Consider the following 17,774-nt stretch of genomic DNA (forward strand, 5'->3'; position numbering starts at 1 on the left):
ATCTCCCCACTGAATCCCCCATTGACCCGGAAGTAGGCCGAAGCACACCGTGCCCATCCATCTGCCCCAGTTGCCCGCCGCAGAGAAGGCCCCACCGGCCCGGACCCTGGTGGACATACTGGTGGCGACGTCCGAGCAGCACCCGGAGGCCCCGGCCCTCGACGACGGGGACACGGTGCTGTCCTATGCCGAGCTCCTGGAGGAGGTCAAGGCCACGGGCCGTGCCCTGCACAGTGCCGGGCTCGGGGCCGGAGACCGCATCGGCATCCGCATCCCCTCGGGCACGGTGGAGCTCTACGTCGCCATCCTGGCCACCCTGTACATCGGCGCCGCATACGTTCCGGTGGACGCGGACGACCCGGACGAACGGGCACGGCTGGTGTTCTCCGAGGCCCAGGTGGCCGCCGTCCTCGGCGCCGACGGCCGCGTGCAGACCTCCTCGAAGCGCCCCAAGCCCTTCCCGGCACCGCGGCCGGCCCGGCTCGACGACGACGCGTGGATCATCTTCACCTCCGGATCCACGGGCACCCCCAAGGGGGTCGCGGTCACCCACCGGAACGCCGCCGCCTTCGTGGATGCCGAGGCCCGGATCTTCCTGCAGGACGATCCGCTGGGGCCGGACGACCGCGTCCTGGCCGGACTGTCCGTGGCCTTCGACGCCTCCTGCGAGGAGATGTGGCTCGCGTGGCGCCACGGCTCCTGCCTGGTCCCCGCCCCACGATCGCTCGTGCGCTCCGGCATGGATCTGGGTCCCTGGCTGGTCTCCCGCTCCATCAACGTGGTCTCGACCGTGCCCACGCTGGCCGCCCTGTGGCCGCCGGAGGCCCTCGAGAACGTCCGGCTGCTGATCTTCGGCGGGGAGGCCTGCCCTCCCGACCTCGCGGCCCGGCTGGCGGAGGACGAACGCGAGCTGTGGAACACCTACGGCCCCACGGAGGCCACCGTGGTGGCCTGTGCCGCCCCCATGGACGGCGCCGGCCCCGTGCGCATCGGCCTGCCTCTGGACGGCTGGGACCTCGCCATCGTGGACCCGTCCACGGGGATCCCCGTGGCGGAGGGCGAGACCGGCGAGCTGATCATCGGCGGGATCGGACTCGCGCGCTACCTCGACCCCGCCAAGGACGCGGAGAAGTACGCCCCGATGCCCACCCTCGGCTGGGAGCGCGCCTACCGCTCCGGCGACCTCGTGGTCTGGGACCGGCAGGGACTGCTATTCGTGGGCCGCGCCGATGAACAGGTCAAGCTGGGCGGCCGCCGCATCGAGCTGGGCGAGATCGACGCCGCTCTGCAGTCACTGCCGGGCATCGCCGGCGGCGCCGCCGCCGTCAAGACGACCCCCGCCGGAACCCAGCTGCTCATCGGGTACCTGGCCGTGCCGCCGTCGACTCCGGAGCGGGACCGACCGGACCTGAAGGCCTTCCGCAGGCAGCTCGAGAAGGACCTGCCCGGCGCCCTGGTGCCCCGGCTCGTCACGGTGGACTCCCTGCCCACGAAGACCTCCGGCAAGGTGGACCGCAACGCCCTGCCGTGGCCGCTGCCCGGCCAGGCCGGACAGGGCTCGGGCCACGGCGGTTCGGGGCCGAACACCGAGTTGCCTGTGGACTCCGGGTCCCCCGGCGGGTGGGTGCTGGGCCACTGGGCCGACGTGCTGGGGTCCGCCCCCGAGGACCTGGACACCGACTTCTTCAGTGCGGGAGGCGGGTCCCTGGCCGCCGCGCAGCTGGTGTCCCGGCTACGCACCCGGTATCCCCACGTCACGGTGCGGGACATCTACGCCCACCCCCGGGCGGGCGCCCTCTTGGAGGCCGTCACCGGCAACGACGGTCAGCCGGTGGAGCCGGCCGAACCCGTGCAACCCCGCCCCGTGGCCCGCACGGCGCGCAGGACCCAGGTCTTCCAGTCGCTGATGGGAATCCCGCTGGTGATCCTGGTGGCCATGAGATGGGTGGTCTACCTGACCGCCGGCTCCAACCTGGCCGCGGCCTGGGGCCTCCTGCCACAGGCCCCGAGCGTGTCCTGGTGGTGGGTGTTGGCCGGATGGCTGGTCTTCGTCTCCCCGCCGGGCCGCATGGCGATCTCCGTGATCGCCGCCCGGACCCTGCTGCGCGGCCTGAGGCCCGGGTCCTATCCGCGCTCAGGCAAGGTCCACCTGCGCCTCTGGCTGGCCCAGCACATCTCCGACCTGGTGGATCCGGTGTCCCTCGGTGGAGCCCTCTGGGTGCCCACCTACGCCCGTCTTCTCGGGGCCAGGATCGGCCGGCACGTGGACCTGCACTCGGTTCCGCCGGTCACGGGCCTGCTGGATCTCGGCACGGGCAGCTCGATCGAGCCCGAGGTGGACCTCTCCGGCTACTGGATCGACGGGGACGTCGTGCACATCGGCGCCATCACCGTGGGCGAGGAGGCCGTGGTCGGTTCCCGGTCCACCCTGATGCCCGGCGCGGCGGTCGGCCGGGGGACGGTCATCCAGGCCGGCTCCACCGTGAACGGCAAGACCAAGGACGGCATCGAGTACGCCGGCTCCCCCGCCCAGCGGCTCGGCAAGGCCGCCTACGACGGTCCGAACATCGAGCCGCCCCGCGCCACCGGATGGCTCGTGCTCTCCACCATCGGCTCCGGCTTCCTGGCCCTGCTTCCCTTCGCAGCCGCCGCGCTGTCTGCCCTGGTGGGTGTCTGGACCCTGACGTGGTGGCCGGACTGGTCCGCCGGCGGTGCCGGGACCGCACCCGAGACGCTCGTGGGGTCCGCGGCCCGCCTCCTCGCCGCCAGTCCGCTGATCGCGGCCGTGTGGTTCGGGGCGAACATGCTGTTCACCGTGCTCACCGTGCGGCTGCTGTCCCTCGGCGTCACCGAGGGTTTCCACGCCGTACGCTCGCGCCTCGGCTGGCAGCTGTGGGCCACCGAGCGGGTGCTGGACACGGCCAGGGACCTGCTCTTCCCGATCTACGCCTCCCGTTTCACCCCCACGTGGCTACGCTGGCTCGGCGCAAGAGTCGGGGACAACGTGGAGGCCTCCACCGTCATCCTGCAGCCGGCCCTCACCGAGATCGGGGACGGCGCCTTCCTGGCCGACGACACGATGATCGGCTCCTACGAGCTGTCCCGCGGCTGGATGTACGTGGGTCACGCCAAGGTGGGCAAGAGGTCCTTCCTGGGCAATTCGGGCATGCTGGCCGCCGGCCGCAAGCTCTCGAAGAACGCCCTGGTGGCGGTGCTGTCCGCCGCCCCGAACAAGACCAAGGCGGGCTCGTCCTGGCTGGGTTCCCCGCCCGTGCGACTGCGCCGCACCGAGGTGGACGCGGAGGACGCCCTCACCTTCGATCCGCCGGCACGGCTCAAGCGGGCGCGCAGTGCCTGGGAGTCGCTACGGCTGCTCGCCGTCTGGGCCTCGGTGATCATCGCGCTGGGCGTGGCGCTAGCCCTGGAGGGGTTGGCCCAGCTCGGCGGCGGCGCCGCGGAGGGCTCCGGCCCCGGCGGCTGGTGGCTGGCCGTTGTCTTGGGCGGCGTGGTCCTGATGCTCGCCGGTGCCCTCGCGGCAGGGACCTCCGTCGTGGCCAAGAAGGTAATCATCGGACGGATCGAGGCCGGCGAGCATCCGCTGTGGAGCTCCTTCATCTGGCGCAACGAGGTGGCGGACACCTTCACCGAGATGGTGGCCGCCCCCTGGTTCGGCCGCCTGGCCGCCGGCACCCCCTCACTGGTCTGGTGGCTCCGGGCCCTCGGCGCGCGGATCGGCCACGGCGCATGGGTCGAGTCCTACTGGCTGCCGGAGGCGGACCTCGTCACCCTGGGGGACTCCGCCACGGTGAACCGCGGTTCCGTGGTGCAGACGCACCTGTTCCACGATCGCGTGATGTCACTGGACACCGTGCGGCTCGGCGAGGGTGCCACCCTGGGCCCGAACTCCGTGATCCTGCCCGCCGCCTCGATCGACGACGGCGCCACGGTGGGCGCCGGCTCCCTCATCATGCGCGGTGAGATGGTCCCCGGCCACTCGTGGTGGACGGGCAACCCGGTGGCACCTTGGAAGGGACCGAAGGTGAAGGGCCGGGCCGCGGCCATCACTAGACTGGAGAAGCTCGAGGAGAAGGCGGAGCGCGCCGCCGAGCGTCTGGCAGCAATCCCTGAGGAGGACACCCACCCGTGAGTGCAGAGACCCCGGCCCTCCCCGACCCCTATGTCCCCGGGTCGGGAACCGGCGACTTCACGGTCGGGCACTACGATCTCCAGCTCGAGGTCAAGCTGGCCGCCAACCGGCTCTCCGGCAGGGCCCGCCTGGAGGGCACCGTGCTGCAGGCCCTCAAACGCGTGGAGCTGGACCTGCACGCCCTGACCGTGGGCAAGGTCAGCGCCCGTTCCGGCCGGGACCCCGTCAAGGTGACCAAGACGGCCCTGCGTGACGGCCGGCTCATCATCGAGTTGGGCAGCCGGCTCGAGGCCGGGGCTGACCTGAGCCTGGAGATCACCTATTCCGGCGTCCCTCGCATGCTCCACGGCATGTGGGGCGAGATCGGCTGGGAGGAGCTCGAGGACGGCGTCCTGGTGGCCGGGCAGCCCAATGGCGCCCAGACCTGGTTCCCCTGTGTGGACCACCCCTCGGTCAAGTCGACCTACAGCATCGCGATCAGCACCGACGCCGGATACCTGCCCGTGTGCAACGGCCTTCCCACCGGTCACCGGCGCCGTTCCTCTCGGGAGGAATGGACCTGGGAACTGCGGGATCCCGCCCCGAGCTACCTGATCACGGTCCAGATCGGCCGCTATCAACTCGTGGCGGTCCCCGAGCACGACGACGGCCCGGAGCCTCCCGCAGACACGCCGCCCGTCTTCCTGGCCGCCTCGACCGCCCTCCTGAAGCGCGCGCAGGACGCGCTCGGCCTCCAGGCGCGCATGATGGACTGCTTCAGCCGTCACTACGGTCCTTACCCCTTCGACCGGTACACGGCGGTGGTGACCGATGACGAACTCGAGATCCCGCTGGAGGCCGCGTCCCTGTCCATCTTCGGGTCCAACCACCTGGACGGATCCTGGGCCTCGGAGCGGCTGGTGGCGCACGAGCTGGCCCACCAGTGGTTCGGCAATGCCCTGACGCTGCGGCAGTGGAAGGACATCTGGCTCCACGAGGGCTTCGCCTGCTACAGCGAATGGCTGTGGAGTGAGGAGTCCGGACAGGCCTCCCTGCGCACGCAGGCTCGGCGGGCCTGGCGCGGACTGTTCGTCAAGCCCCGCGACATCATGGTGGCCGATCCCGGCCCCGAGTTGATGTTCGACGACCGGATCTACAAACGCGGCGCCCTGACCCTGTACGCCCTGCGCAGTGCGCTCGGGGGCGAGGAGTTCGCCGGACTGATCCGCTCCTGGGTGGCCGAGCACCGGCACGGCACGGTGGACACCGACCTGTTCCTGACCCATGCGGACCTGCACGCCAGGACGGCAGGACATCCGGAGGGCTTCGCCACCGAGGTGATGGCCCCGTGGCTATTCGAGTCCGAGTTGCCGCCCTTCCCCGGCCCGGAAGCCTCCTGACGCCTCATCGGGCGGTGACGGCCCATCCCGACGAAGGGCTACCCGGATCCTCACATCTCAGCAGGCAGAGCATGCCCGTCAGTCCCTCCCCCACCGGCCCACCGGGCCATTGATCGCAGGCCACCACCACGGCCTCCGGGTTCCCGCGAATCTGCGGGACCAGCGTTCCCGGTGCCGTCACGAGCACCTCGGAGGGATCACCCTCGAAGCCGGTTCCGCGCGCCTTGACCACGGCCTCCTTGAGGGACCAGAGCGCGGCGCGGACCATCGGCTGCTCCACGGGTGCACACCGGGCCACCGCGGCGGACTCGTCCGGTGAGTAGGCGACTGCCCCGAGACCCTCGGCCGAGGCGAAGGCCGGGGCGCCCGTGACCTCCAGATCGACTCCGATGCACCACCCGCGGCCCGAGGACACCGGGTCGACCCACGCCGTGGCCAGCCAGCCGGCGGCCCGGCTGAAACTCACCGCCGGCAGCGTCCCCGCCTCGTCCACACCGGCGAGGGCATCCGGCCCGCGTCTGCGCCGTGCCAGTGCGCTGTAGGCCAGTCCGGGGGCCCCATGATCCTGCGCTCCGCACCGGGGGCAGTGATGGTTCACCGTGAACGTGCCCGGACGGTGACCGAGGGAGACCGCCAGGAAGTCCAGGGCCTCACGCCGCTGGTCGCCGGCCCGGGGGCCGGTGAGCACCACATGCCAGTCAGGTGCAGGGGCCCCGGCGCTCTCGGCACCGTGACCACCGGAGGTCAGGCCCGCGTCCATGTCCGCCCCCAACCCCGGCCGGCCTAGCGCTGGATGGCGCCGTGGCGCCGGGCGGCCAGCTCGGTGGCGGCGGCTCGGGCCGCCGAGGCCTCATCAGCGGTCAGCGTCCGGTCCGGCGCCCGGAAGCGCAACGAGAAGGCCAGCGACCGGTGGCCGTCCTCCACCCCCTGGCCGGCGTAGACGTCGAAGAGGCTGGCGTCTTCGAGCAGCTCCCCCGCCCCCTCACGCAGGGTCTCCAGGACGTCGCCCGCCACCACGTCGTCCGCGACCACGAGGGCCACGTCCTGGCTGGTGAGTGGGAAGGTGGACATCGGCCGGGCCACCACCACGTCGGCCGCTGCGGCGATCAGGGCGTCCAGGTCCAGTTCCATGGCCACGGTGCGGGCGGGCAGGTCGGCGTCCTCGAGCCAGGACGGCAGCAGTTCCCCGGCCACGCCGACGACGATGCCGGCCGAGTCTCCCGCGCCTGCGTCCGCCGAACCGGTGGAACCGGCCAGCCTCAGCTCAGCCGTGCGGCCCGGGTGGAAGGCCTGATGGGATCCCTGGGCGACCTCCAGCTCCACCCCGAGGATCGCCGCGGCGTCCAGGGCGGCACCGAGGGCGTCCTGCCAGTCGTGGGTGCGGGGCCGGTGGCCGGCGCCGGGTGCGGAGTCGTGACCCGTGAGCACAGCGGCCAGGTGCCGTGGCTGGTCCGGGATGCCCGCCTCCAGGTCCGCCAGCACCTCGTCCGCTGGGCGGGCGCCCAGCGGCGGGATCGTGGCCGAGCCCAACTGCTCACCGGGCAGGAAGACCAGCCCCGACTCGTAGAGGGCCAGGTCCCGGAAACCGCGTGAGTGGTTGCGGCGGGCGATGTCCAGCAGTCCGGGCAGCAGGGAGGTGCGCAGGTACCCGAACTCCGCGGAGATCGGGTTGGCCAGGCGCACCATCCGCTGCGCGGCACCCTCGTCCTCGGTGGCGGAGCCGAAGAGGCGGTTCTGCACCTCGGACACGAAGGGGTAGGCCAGCACCTCGGTCAGGCCGGCGTCGGCCAGGCCCTGGACCACCCGGCGCCGGGCCGCCTGTGCCCGGGTCAGACCGCGCCCCGGAGGTGCCACCGGGAGGGTGGACGGGATCTGGTCGTAACCGATCAGCCGGGCGATCTCCTCGACCAGGTCGTCCCGGATCTCCAGGTCGTGGCGCCAGGTCGGGGCGGTGACGGTGAAGACCGGCCCGGCCGGGCCGGCGTCGGGAAGCCCCGCATCCGGCGCCACACCCCTCTCCACCGTGGCACCCAGGTTCCGCAGGGTCGTCTCGATCTGGTCCTCGGTGTACTCGACGCCCACGCGGGCCCCCGGGTAGGAGGAGGGCAGCTCGATGACGCTCGGCTCCGGGCGGGCGCCCACCTCGGTGATCCCCGCATCAGCGGTGCCGCCCGCCAACTGGACCAGCAGCTGGACGGCGCGCTCTGCCGCCTCGTCCGCGACCTCCCAGTCCACGCCGCGCTCGTTGCGCTTGGAGGCCTCCGAGGGCAGGCGGTGGCGGCGGCGGGTGCGGCCCATGGACACGGGGTCGAAGTGCGCGGACTCGATGACGATCGTGGTGGTGGACTCGGACACCTCCGTCTCGCCGCCGCCCATCACGCCGGCCAGGCCGATCGGGCCGCGATCGTCGGTGATGAGCAGGTCCTCGGCGGAGAGTGTCCGCGACTTGCCGTCCAGGGTGGTCAGCGTCTCGCCCTCGGCGGCGCGGCGGACCACGATCTCCCCCTGCAGCCTCGCCGCGTCATAGAAGTGCAGCGGCTGCCCGAGTTCCCACATGACGTAGTTGGAGATGTCCACGGCCAGGGAGATGGACCGCATGCCGGCCAGGCGCAGCCGCTGGGCCATCCACGGCGGGGTGGGACGGCTCGGGTCGATGCCGGTGACGGTGCGGGTCACGAAGCGGTCGCAGCCGGGGACGCCGTAGATGGGCCGTGAGTCCTCCAGGCGCACGGGGTGGCCCTGGCCGTTCGGCTCGGGGGCCGTGACCAGGGAGGCCGGGTCCGTGAAGGGGAGCCCGGTGGCGTGTGCGTACTCACGGCCCACACCGCGGATGGAGAAGGCGTAGCTGCGGTCCGCGGTCACGTTGATCTCAGCGGCCTCGTCCCGCAGGTGCAGCAGGTCGAAGACGTCGGTGCCCGGCTCGGGATCGTTCCCGTTCTCGGGCGAGAAGCCCAGGGTGGACAGCACGATGATGCCGTCGTGGTCCTCGCCCAGGCCCAGCTCGCGCGCCGAGGCGATCATGCCGGCGGAGAGATGGCCATAGGTCTTCCGGGGGGTGATGCGGAAGTCTCCGGGCAGCACGGCGCCGGGCAGGGTGACGATCACCTTGTCCCCCACCTGGAAGTTGTGGGCGCCGCAGACGATGCCCTGCACACCGGAGGGGTCGATGCCCTCGCCGGTCAGGGTCTGCTCCTGGCCCTCGGGGACCACGCGGACGTGGCACCAGTTGATGGTCTTGCCGTTCTTCTGCGGCTCGGGGACCATCTCCAGGACCTGCCCGACCACGAGCGGGCCGGAGAGGTCATCGAGGGGGCGGTGGGCGTCCTCCTCCTCGAAACCGACCCTGACCAGGTCGGCCATGACGTCCTCGGCGGTCGCGTCCGCGGGGACGGGGACGAATTCACGTAGCCATGACAGCGGGATACGCATGGATCAGATCTCCATTCCGAAGTGCTGGGAGAAGCGGACATCGCCCTCGATCATGTCCCGCATGTCCGGGACCTCGTTGCGGAACATCAAGGTGCGTTCCACGCCCATGCCGAAGGCGAATCCGGAGTACTCGTCCGGGTCGATCCCCGCGGCGCGCAGCTCGTTGGGGTGGACCATGCCACAGCCACCCCACTCGATCCACTGCGGGCCGCCCTTCGCCCCGGGATGCCAGATGTCCATCTCGGCGCTGGGCTCGGTGAAGGGGAAGAAGTTGGGGCGCAGCCGGATCTTCGCCTGGGGGCCGAACATCTGCCGGGCGAAGTACTCGAGGGTGCCACGCAGGTCTGCCATGGTCAGTCCGCGGTCCACGGCCAGTCCCTCGAACTGGTGGAAGACGGGGGTGTGGGTGGCATCCAGCTCGTCCGTGCGGAAGGTCCGTCCCGGGCACAACACGTAGACAGGGGCGCCGCGTTCCAGCATGGCCCTCATCTGGACCGGAGAGGTGTGGGTGCGCAGCACCAGGTGGGATTCCGGCGGGTCCACGAAGAAGGTGTCCTGCATCTCCCGGGCCGGGTGGTCCGGCTTGAAGTTCAGGGCGTCGAAGTTGAACCACTCCGATTCGACCTCGGGACCCTCGGCGATCTCCCAGCCCATGCCGATGAAGATGTCCGAGACGCGTTCCTGCAGCACGGAGAGCGGGTGCCGGGCGCCCACGCGGCGGCGGCGCACGGCCGTGGTGACGTCCACGGTCTCCTCCACCAGCAGGCGGGCGGCGTGCTCGGCCTCGAGCACCTCGGTGCGGGCGGCGAGCGCGGCGTCCATGGACTTGCGGGCACCGCCCATGAGCTTGCCGGCGGTGGACTTCAGCTCCTTGGGCAGCTTCCCGATCCCGCGGTTGGCCAGTGTCAGCGGGGCCTTCTCCCCCGTGTGGGCCAGCCGTGCCGCCTTGAGGCCCTCGAGGTCCGTGGCGGCCTCGAAGGCGGCCACGGCCTGTTCGACGGCCGCATTCACTGCGGCCTCGTCCGCTGGGGAGATCTCCGGCCCGGTGGGCGCTGGCTGATCGACAGGGTGGTTGTCCGTCATGGCGGGATTCGACCTTCGTGCTCTGCTGGTGCGGGTGCTGGCTTCGGCGCGGGCCCGCCCGCACCCGGCGGGAGGCCCCGATCAGTCTAGTCAGCCCGGAGGCAGCCAGCGCACACCGGTCTCCTATGCTTCAACCATGACGCCCGTCCCTGCCCTGCCCGCACGCCTGCGGCTGAGGCAGCTGTGGAACGCCGCCAATCTGACGACCCCGCTCGGACTCGTGCTGGCCCTCAGCGCCGGATGCCGGGTCCGGCGCGGCCCGGAGGGGCTGCTCCTCGCCTTCGGCTACCGGTGGGGATTTCCCGACGGCGGCGCCTTCACCGTGGGCAGTATGGTCCTGCTCCGGCCCCACACCGCCCCGACGGCCCGGTTGCTGGCCCACGAATCGAGGCATGCCACCCAGTACGCGTGGTGCCTGGGCCTGCCCTTCCTGGCCCTGTACTTCGCCGCGGCCGGGTGGTCACTGCTGCGCACGGGCGATCCCGCGTCCCGGAACGCGTTCGAACGCCACGCGGGGCTGGCGGACGGCGGCTACCGCGAGCGCCCTCCGAGGTGGCCGCGGCGCTCGGTGTGACCGCCGGTGGCTAGGATCGGGGGTGGCCCGTGACGGGCCGCGTCCCCGCCCGCCCCGCCCTCCAGCGCCCCTTCCATCCGAGGAGTCACCACGCGCCGCCCACCAGCAGCCAGCCCGTTCCTGCCCTGGGTCATCGTCGGCATCGTCATCCTGGCCCTCAACCTCCGGGCGCCGATCATCGCTCCCACCGCGATCCTGGGGGACATCCAGTCCGAGACCGGGCTCAACGCCGTCGGGGCGGGCCTGCTGACGGGATTGCCGATCCTGCTGTTCGCGGTGGCCACGCCGCTGGCCACGCGGACCATCGGCCGCTGGGGAGCCGAGGCCACGGTCTTCGCCTGCCTGACGGGCGTGCTGGCCGGGACCGTGCTGCGCTCGGTGGGCCCGGCCTGGCTGGTCCTGGCCGGCACCGCCGTGATCGGCCTGTCCCTGACGCTGGGGAACATCGTGGTGCCCGTCATCATCCGCCGGGAGGTCCCCTGGGACCGGGTGTCCCTGGCGACCGGCCTGTACTCGGCCGGCATGAACGTGGGCTCGATGGCCACCCTGCTCGGCACCGGGCCACTGGCCGCCGCGGTCGGCTGGCGGTGGGCCCTCGTCCTGTGGGGCGTGCCGACCGTCATCGGCCTGGCCTACTGGTCGGCACTGGTGCGCCGGCGGATCCGGAACCGTCCACCGCCCACCCCTACGGACGGGGTCTCGGGGGAGCCGGGCGCCGCCGCTGCCCGGCCCTCAGGCGACCAGCCACCCAGCACCGTGCCCACGCCGCAGTTCCGCCGCGTGATGTGGCTGCTCGTGATCACCTTCAGCGGGCAGTCGGCGGGCTACTACACCACCACCACGTGGTTGCCGTCCATCCTGGCCGACTCCCAGGGCCTGGGCACCTCGGGCTCGGGCGCCACGGCCTCCCTGTTCCAGGTGGCCGCGATCGTGGGTGCCCTGGGCGTGCCCCTGCTGGCGGCCCGTACCCGGCCGTGGATCCCCATGGCCGCCGTGGCGGCACTGTGGCTGTCCCTGCCGCTGGGACTGCTGCTGGCACCGGAGGCCTACGTGCTGTGGTCGATCACGGGCGGGGTGGCCCAGGGCGGCGGCTTCACGGCGATCTTCTCCATCATCGCCCGTCTGGCACGAACCGACCGGCAGGCCGCCGCCGGCTCAGCCTCGGTCCAGACCGGGGGCTATCTGGCCGCCACCGTGGCACCTCCGCTGGCCGGCTGGCTGCACACCACCACGGAGGGCTGGACGGCACCGATCCTGCTCATCCTCGTGGCCGCGCTCTCCTTCACCCTGGCCGGTCTCCTGGCGGCCCGCGCCTCGAGCCGATCCTGACCGACGCCCCCGGTCAGGACGTCTCCGGTCAGGACGTCTAGTGCAGTGCCCCGTCCGGGACGTCCAGGTCCGGGACGCCCGGCCCCGGCCGGGCGGCCTCCTGCGCCGCGATCACCAGCGCGCGGGACAGCTCGGCGGCAGGCAGGGTGGGCCACGGCTCCGCGTCCGGCCCCCGGCGGGGTGCCTGCTCGTCCCAGGGCACGTGGATGAACCCGGCCGTGTGCACCGCTCCCCCGGCCGGCGCCGCCCCGGTCTCGGCCCGGCGCATCACCTCGTAGAAGACGTGGTTGCAGACGAAGCTGCCCGCGCTGAGGGACAGTTCAGCCGGGATCCGGGCGGCGCGCAGCGCGGCGACGGTCCGCTTGACCGGCAGGCTGGAGAAATAGGCGGCGGGGCCGGCGTCGTCCACCGGGCGACCTGCGGGCTGGTGACCGGTGTTGTCCGGGATGCGGGCATCCTGGAGGTTGACGGCCACGCGCTCCACGGCCACCTGCGCCCGGCCTCCGGCCAGGCCGCACGCGATGACGATGCCGGGCCGGTGCTCGGCGAGTGCCCGCTCCAGGGCCTCGGTGGATCCGGCAAAGGCACAGGGCAGCCGCTCGGCGACGGCGTCCAGGCCGAGTTCCCGCAACCGTGCCGCCGCGTCCCTGGCCGCCGGCCAGGAGGGATTGCGCTCGTCACCGCCGAAGGGCTCGAATCCGGTCAGCAGGATCCGGTCCGGGCGTGAATCGATCATGGGCCCAGCCTAACCACCCCTTGCACCGACATTAGAACATGTGTTCTAATCTAGTCATGCGATGGGAAGCGCAGACACTGCAGGCCGGGGACGGATCCGAGCCGGGCGAGGGTGGCACTCCAGCCGCACCGGCCGCCCTGCTCCCGCTCTCCGGCCTGCAGCGTTCCATCACCACTCCCGAGTTCGCGGACACCACCTTCCACGAGGTCGTGGCCAAGTCCGCGCTGAACAAGGTCCCGGACAGCTCGCCCATGCCCTTCCGCTGGACCGTCAACCCCTACCGCGGATGCACCCATGCCTGCCGGTACTGCTATGCCCGCAGCACCCACGAGTACCTGGAATTCGATGCAGGCACGGATTTCGACCAGCAGATCGTGGTCAAGGTGAACACCCCCGAGGTCCTGCGGAGGGAACTGAGCCGGCCCGGCTGGAACCGCGAGCTGGTGGCCCTGGGCACCAACACGGACCCCTACCAGCGAGCCGAGGGCCGGTACCGGCTCATGCCCGGCATCATCACCGCTCTGGCAGATTCCGGCACCCCCTTCTCCATCCTGACCAAGGGCACCCTCCTGGGGCGGGACCTGGACCTGCTCGCCTCGGCCTCCCGGCAGGTGCCCGTACAGGTCTCCGTGTCCCTGGCCATGCTGGACCCGGCCCTTGCCCACCGGGTCGAGCCCGGCACCCCCACTCCGGCCGCCCGTCTCAGGCTCATCGAGAGACTCTCCGCCGTCGGCGCAGACGTGACCGTCATGGCCATGCCGCTGTTGCCATGGCTCACGGACTCGGACCAGCACCTCGAGGACCTGATGGCGGCCCTCGCCGGGGCCGGCGCCACCTCCGTGCTGGCAGGGGCGCTGCACCTGCGTCCCGGTGCCCGCCAGTGGTACCTGCAGTGGATCGAGCAGGACCACCCTGGCCTGCTGGACGGGTACCACCAGCTCTACGGGCGCAGTTCCTACGCGCCGGCCTCCTACCGCAAGGCCCTGACCCGGCGGGCCACCTCCGCTGCACGGCGCCACGGCTTGCACCGGGAGGGCGCCCACCGCATCACCCGGCCTGACGGCGAGGGGCGAAACCCTGCGGCGGACCGGCCACGCGAGCCCGCGTCCCCACAGCCGGCCCTGTTCTGAGGTCATGCCCCCGGAGGTGCAACCAGCCGGTGCGGGCCACTCAGGGGCGCAGCATCGCCACCAGGGCGTCCACGATCGGCCGATCAGCGGGGATCCAGTCCAGTTCCTGGAGGGCGGTCCTCTCGAGGGCGCACCAGTCCAGCAGGTCGTGGTCTTCCAAGGGCTCCGGGTGGCCGCTGACGATCACGGCCGTGAAGACCCGCATCCTGGCCCCGTTGCCCAGCAACCACCCCTCGGCATGCCCGGCCGCAACCTCCCGGTCCAGGCGGATCCGCACACCCAGCTCCTCCAGCACCTCGCGTTCGAGGGCCCGCCCGGCGTCCTCCCCCGGTTCCACCTTGCCGCCGGGGAACTCCCACAGCCCGGCCAGGGACGCCGGGGCGCTGCGCCGAGCAGCCAGCAAGGTCCTGGGTCCCGCCAGGTCATCCAGGATCGCGGCGCCAACCACGGGCCGTGGCCCCGCGGCAGAGGTGATGTTGCCCATGACCCCAGATCCTACCGACCGGTCCGGTGATCTTGACCGTAGTCTGGATCAGTGCCGCACCCAGCAGATGACGCCCCCCACTCCACCGCCTCAACCACCGCCTCAACGCGGAACCGTGCCATGCTCCCCGGCATCCTGGCCCTGGCCCTGGGCGGGTTCGCCATCGGCACCACTGAGTTCGCCATCATGGGCCTGCTCCCCCAGGCGGTCGCCGAGCTGGACGTCGACCTGCCGGCCGGCGGCATCCTCATCTCCGCCTACGCCCTCGGCGTGGTGGTCGGAGCCCCGCTGCTGGCCGCCGGCATGGCCCGCATCGACCGGCGCTCCTCCGCCCTGTGGTTGATGGCCCTGTTCGTGGCCGGGCACGCCGCCAGCCTGCTGGCACCGGACTTCAGCTCCATGCTCCTCGCGCGATTCGTCTCGGGACTGCCGCACGGCGCCTACTTCTCGGCCGCTGCCCTCGCCGCGGCCCACCTGGCCGGCCCCGCCCGGCGTGGGCAGGCCATCGCCTGGGTGATGTCCGGGCTCTCGGTGGCCAACCTCATCGGCGTGCCTCTGGCCACCTGGCTCGGACAGACCTCCGGCTGGCGGTGGATGTTCATCGTCACCGGTGTCTTCGGCGCCACCACCATGGCGGCCGTCGCCTGGCTGGTGCCCTCCGTCCCCGCGCCGCAGGGCGCCTCGGTGCGCAGTGAGCTCACGGCCCTGAGGTCCCCCGCCCTGTGGCGGACCATCCTGGTCGGCACCATCGGATTCGCCGGGATGTTCGCCCTGTACACCTACATCGCGCCGGTCTTCACGGACGTCGGCGGCATGCCGCAGCAACTGGTCCCCGCCCTGATGGGCCTCTACGGGGTCGGCATGGTGGTGGGGACCCTCGCCGGGGGCGCCCTCACCGACCGCTCCGCACGGCGCACCCTGCAGTGGATGCTCGGGATCGTGGCAGTCTCCCTGGTCTGCTTCAGCCTGACGGCGCAATGGTGGGCCGTGGCGCTCGTCCCGTTGCTCACAGCCGCCGCGGCCGCCTCCGCCCTCGTCCCCTCACTACAGGTCCTGCTCGTGGACGCCGCCCCGCACGCGCCCCAGCTCTCCGGAGCCCTCAACCACTCGGCACTGAACCTCGCCAACGCGATGGGCGCCTGGGTGGGTGCCGCAGTCATCCACGGCGGATTCGCCCTCCAGGTGCCCGCGGGCGCCGGTGCCGCCCTGGCCGGCCTGGGCCTGGTCCTGTCCCTGACCCTGTTGCGCTCCCGAAATCCCTGATTTCTCACTCCGACTTGTTAGGTTGTGCCTAGGTGTGGCCTGATCGTCGTCCGCCACCAGTGGACTAGGGCACACCGCAGAAGGACACTGGTCCTATCCGCATCGGATTAGGTACATGAACACGAAGGGGTAGTCATCATGGGCTTCATCAGCTGGATCATCCTCGGACTCATCGCCGGCGCCATCGCCCGGCTCATTCTTCCCGGCAAGCAGGGCGGCGGCTGGCTCGGCGCCCTGATCACCGGACTCATCGGTGCCGTCCTGGGCGGCTGGATCGCAAGCCTGGTCGGCGTCGGTGCCATGGACGAGTTCTGGAGCTTCGGCACGTGGATCTTCGCCATCGTCGGCGGCGTCATCGTCGCGTTCATCTGGCAGGCCATCTCCGGCCGGATGGCCAAGAAGGCCTAAGACACCGCCGGCCCCAAGAAGACAGGGCGCCCCTCCAGTGGAGGGGCGCCCTGTGTCGTCTGCAGGAGGGTCAGTCAGCCTCGCGAGTGCCGAGCCATAGCCGAGGCATAGAGACAGACCGTGGCCGCTGTGGCCACGTTCAGGGATTCCGCCCGGCCATAGAGTGGAACCGCCACCCGAAGGGCAGCCAGCTCCAATTCCTCCGCAGCGAGACCCTGGGCCTCGTTGCCGAACAGCCAGGCGGTGGGCGCGGACAGCAGGCCCGGCGGCGGCTGATCCAGTCGCACGGTTCCGTAGCCGTCCGCGGCGAGTACCGCCATCCCCCGCGCGGTCAACCCCTCGGCCGTCTCAACGACGTCCGCCGAGGTCACCACGGGGAGGTGGAACAGTGATCCGGCGGTGGACCGCACCACCTTGGGGTTGAACACGTCCACGGAACCGGCAGTCAGCACCACGGCGTCGGCCCCCGCCGCGTCCGCTGCTCGGAGGATGGTCCCCGCATTGCCCGGGTCCTGGACCCGGCACAGGACCGCGACCAGACCGAGTGTCCTCGCCTCGGACCAGAGAGCATCCGATCCAGTCTCGGGGAGGCGGCATACAGCGATGATGCCCTGGCCGGTGACGGCATCGGCCATGGCGGCCAGTACCTCGTCCGTGGCCAGCCGGACGTTCACGCCAGCCTCGCCGGCGCGCCGGACCAGGCCGGCCAGAACAGGATCACGCTCGGCCAGCCGCGGGGACACATAGACGGAGGCGACCACCTGCCCGGCGATCCACTGGCCCGGTCGACCCTCCGGACCGGAACCCATCAGTCCCAGGTGGGCCCTCAACGCCTCACGGGCAGGCTGGGGTCCCTCCGCCAGGAACAAACCCTCCCGCAGACGCGACGAGCGCCCCGCCAGGCGTGCGACCCCCCGCACCCGGTCTGCCCGGGGGTTGGTCATCACTTCCTGGTCGGGACGCTCGTTCATGGTGTTCCTTGGGCGGTCCCGCCGATCCTGCCGGTCCGGCGGCACCGCCCGCGGATGCAAGTGCCTACTTGGCGCCGGCCGGGGCGTTGACGTCCGCCGGCAGGGCCGCGCGGGCAGCCTTCACCAGGGCGGAGAACGCGACGGCGTCCGTCACGGCCAACTCGGCCAGCATGCGGCGGTCGACCTCGATGCCGGCCAGCTTCAGGCCCTGCATCAAGCGGTTGTAGGTCATGCCGTTGGCGCGGGAGGCCGCGTTGATGCGGGTGATCCACAGGCGGCGGAAATCGCCCTTGCGCTTCTTGCGGTGCTGGTAGTTGTAGACATACGAGTGCAGCAGCTGTTCCTTGGCCTTGCGGTAAAGGCGAGAACGCTGTCCGCGGTAACCTGCCGCGCGGTCAAGGACCACCCGGCGCTTCTTATGGGCGTTGACTGCCCGCTTCACACGTGCCACGTGCGTACTCCTTCGGATCGGTGCCGGCCGCGGAATCTCGAATGTCCGCGGTGGCTAGCTGTGTGCGGCCCTGGGGGCCACGGGAAATGTCAGATGCCCAGCATCCGCTTGATGGTCTTGACGCTGGACTTGGAGACCAGCTGATCGGAGGCCAGACGGCGGGTCAGCGTGGAGGGCTTGTGCTCCAAGTAGTGGCGGCGGTTGGCCTGCTGACGCATCAGCTTGCCCGAGCCGGTCACGCGGAAGCGCTTCTTGGCTCCGCTGTGGGTCTTCATCTTCGGCATGGCTGCCGTTCTCCTTCAGGTTGGCTGTCCGCCCCAGGGGCGGACAGTGCTTCGTGGACCTCGCTGGGGGCGGGGCCGATCTGGTCCGTTCCGGTGGTCTCCGGTA

15 protein-coding genes are annotated in these 17,774 nt (G+C 71.5%); 7 read left to right on the plus strand and 8 right to left on the minus strand.

Features of this window, described 5'->3' with window-relative positions; genetic code table 11:
• Window positions 1-49 precede the first annotated feature (49 nt).
• Entirely contained in the window at window positions 50-4,147 is a 4,098-nt protein-coding gene (locus IMT31_RS02995; protein ID WP_413543708.1) for a Pls/PosA family non-ribosomal peptide synthetase, read from the plus strand.
• Complete coding sequence (locus tag IMT31_RS03000) at window positions 4,144-5,526, plus strand: M1 family metallopeptidase (protein WP_413543709.1); 1,383 nt, start codon at window positions 4,144-4,146, stop codon at window positions 5,524-5,526. The genes IMT31_RS02995 and IMT31_RS03000 overlap by 4 nt, the downstream gene beginning before the upstream one ends.
• 4 nt (window positions 5,527-5,530) lie before the next feature.
• On the opposite strand, the gene IMT31_RS03005 is transcribed toward IMT31_RS03000, so the two are convergent.
• From IMT31_RS03005 to pheS, 3 genes are read right to left on the minus strand one after another with little or no spacing between them, the layout of a single operon-like run.
• Complete coding sequence (locus tag IMT31_RS03005) at window positions 5,531-6,286, minus strand: 4'-phosphopantetheinyl transferase superfamily protein (RefSeq protein ID WP_413543710.1); 756 nt, start codon at window positions 6,284-6,286, stop codon at window positions 5,531-5,533.
• A gap of 23 nt (window positions 6,287-6,309) precedes the next feature.
• Window positions 6,310-8,955, minus strand: coding sequence for a phenylalanine--tRNA ligase subunit beta (gene pheT / locus IMT31_RS03010; RefSeq protein ID WP_413543711.1), 2,646 nt, complete (start codon window positions 8,953-8,955; stop codon window positions 6,310-6,312).
• 3 nt (window positions 8,956-8,958) lie between these two features.
• Window positions 8,959-10,038, minus strand: a complete 1,080-nt coding sequence (pheS, locus tag IMT31_RS03015) for a phenylalanine--tRNA ligase subunit alpha (protein WP_413543712.1) — start codon at window positions 10,036-10,038, stop codon at window positions 8,959-8,961.
• A 136-nt stretch (window positions 10,039-10,174) separates the two neighbouring features.
• Between pheS and IMT31_RS03020 the strand changes: the two genes are divergently transcribed.
• Both IMT31_RS03020 and IMT31_RS03025 read left to right on the plus strand, forming a co-directional pair.
• Window positions 10,175-10,612 carry a hypothetical protein gene (locus IMT31_RS03020; protein ID WP_345355638.1) on the plus strand — a complete coding sequence of 146 codons (438 nt, stop codon included), beginning with the start codon at window positions 10,175-10,177 and terminating at the stop codon, window positions 10,610-10,612.
• A 177-nt stretch (window positions 10,613-10,789) separates the two neighbouring features.
• The gene (locus IMT31_RS03025) at window positions 10,790-11,941 is read left to right on the plus strand and encodes a CynX/NimT family MFS transporter (protein ID WP_413544361.1); all 1,152 of its coding nucleotides are present in this window, start codon (window positions 10,790-10,792) and stop codon (window positions 11,939-11,941) included.
• 37 nt (window positions 11,942-11,978) lie between these two features.
• Here the strand turns inward: IMT31_RS03025 and pcp are convergent, their stop codons facing one another.
• Window positions 11,979-12,677, minus strand: coding sequence for a pyroglutamyl-peptidase I (gene pcp, locus IMT31_RS03030; RefSeq protein WP_413543713.1), 699 nt, complete (start codon window positions 12,675-12,677; stop codon window positions 11,979-11,981).
• Between the two features lie 56 nt (window positions 12,678-12,733).
• On the opposite strand from pcp, the gene IMT31_RS03035 reads away from it, so the two are divergent.
• Entirely contained in the window at window positions 12,734-13,807 is a 1,074-nt protein-coding gene (locus IMT31_RS03035; protein ID WP_413543714.1) for an Rv2578c family radical SAM protein, read from the plus strand.
• A gap of 40 nt (window positions 13,808-13,847) precedes the next feature.
• On the opposite strand, the gene IMT31_RS03040 is transcribed toward IMT31_RS03035, so the two are convergent.
• Complete coding sequence (locus IMT31_RS03040) at window positions 13,848-14,291, minus strand: (deoxy)nucleoside triphosphate pyrophosphohydrolase (protein WP_345355629.1); 444 nt, start codon at window positions 14,289-14,291, stop codon at window positions 13,848-13,850.
• Between the two features lie 51 nt (window positions 14,292-14,342).
• On the opposite strand from IMT31_RS03040, the gene IMT31_RS03045 reads away from it, so the two are divergent.
• Window positions 14,343-15,554 carry an MFS transporter gene (locus IMT31_RS03045; protein WP_413543715.1) on the plus strand — a complete coding sequence of 404 codons (1,212 nt, stop codon included), beginning with the start codon at window positions 14,343-14,345 and terminating at the stop codon, window positions 15,552-15,554.
• Window positions 15,555-15,692: 138 nt separating this feature from the next.
• Complete coding sequence (locus IMT31_RS03050; protein WP_345355623.1) at window positions 15,693-15,962, plus strand: GlsB/YeaQ/YmgE family stress response membrane protein; 270 nt, start codon at window positions 15,693-15,695, stop codon at window positions 15,960-15,962.
• 74 nt (window positions 15,963-16,036) lie between these two features.
• Here IMT31_RS03050 and IMT31_RS03055 read toward each other — a convergent pair whose 3' ends face one another.
• From IMT31_RS03055 to rpmI, 3 genes are all read right to left on the minus strand, one after another.
• On the minus strand, window positions 16,037-16,933 hold the full coding sequence (locus IMT31_RS03055; protein WP_413543716.1) for a TrmH family RNA methyltransferase: 897 nt from the start codon (window positions 16,931-16,933) through the stop codon (window positions 16,037-16,039).
• 64 nt (window positions 16,934-16,997) lie between these two features.
• Window positions 16,998-17,384, minus strand: a complete 387-nt coding sequence (gene rplT / locus IMT31_RS03060) for a 50S ribosomal protein L20 (RefSeq protein ID WP_345355617.1) — start codon at window positions 17,382-17,384, stop codon at window positions 16,998-17,000.
• A gap of 89 nt (window positions 17,385-17,473) precedes the next feature.
• Entirely contained in the window at window positions 17,474-17,668 is a 195-nt protein-coding gene (rpmI, locus tag IMT31_RS03065; RefSeq protein WP_010144525.1) for a 50S ribosomal protein L35, read from the minus strand.
• Window positions 17,669-17,774 lie beyond the last annotated feature (106 nt).

Source organism: Citricoccus nitrophenolicus (assembly GCF_047305825.1).
Lineage (GTDB): Bacteria > Actinomycetota > Actinomycetes > Actinomycetales > Micrococcaceae > Citricoccus > Citricoccus nitrophenolicus.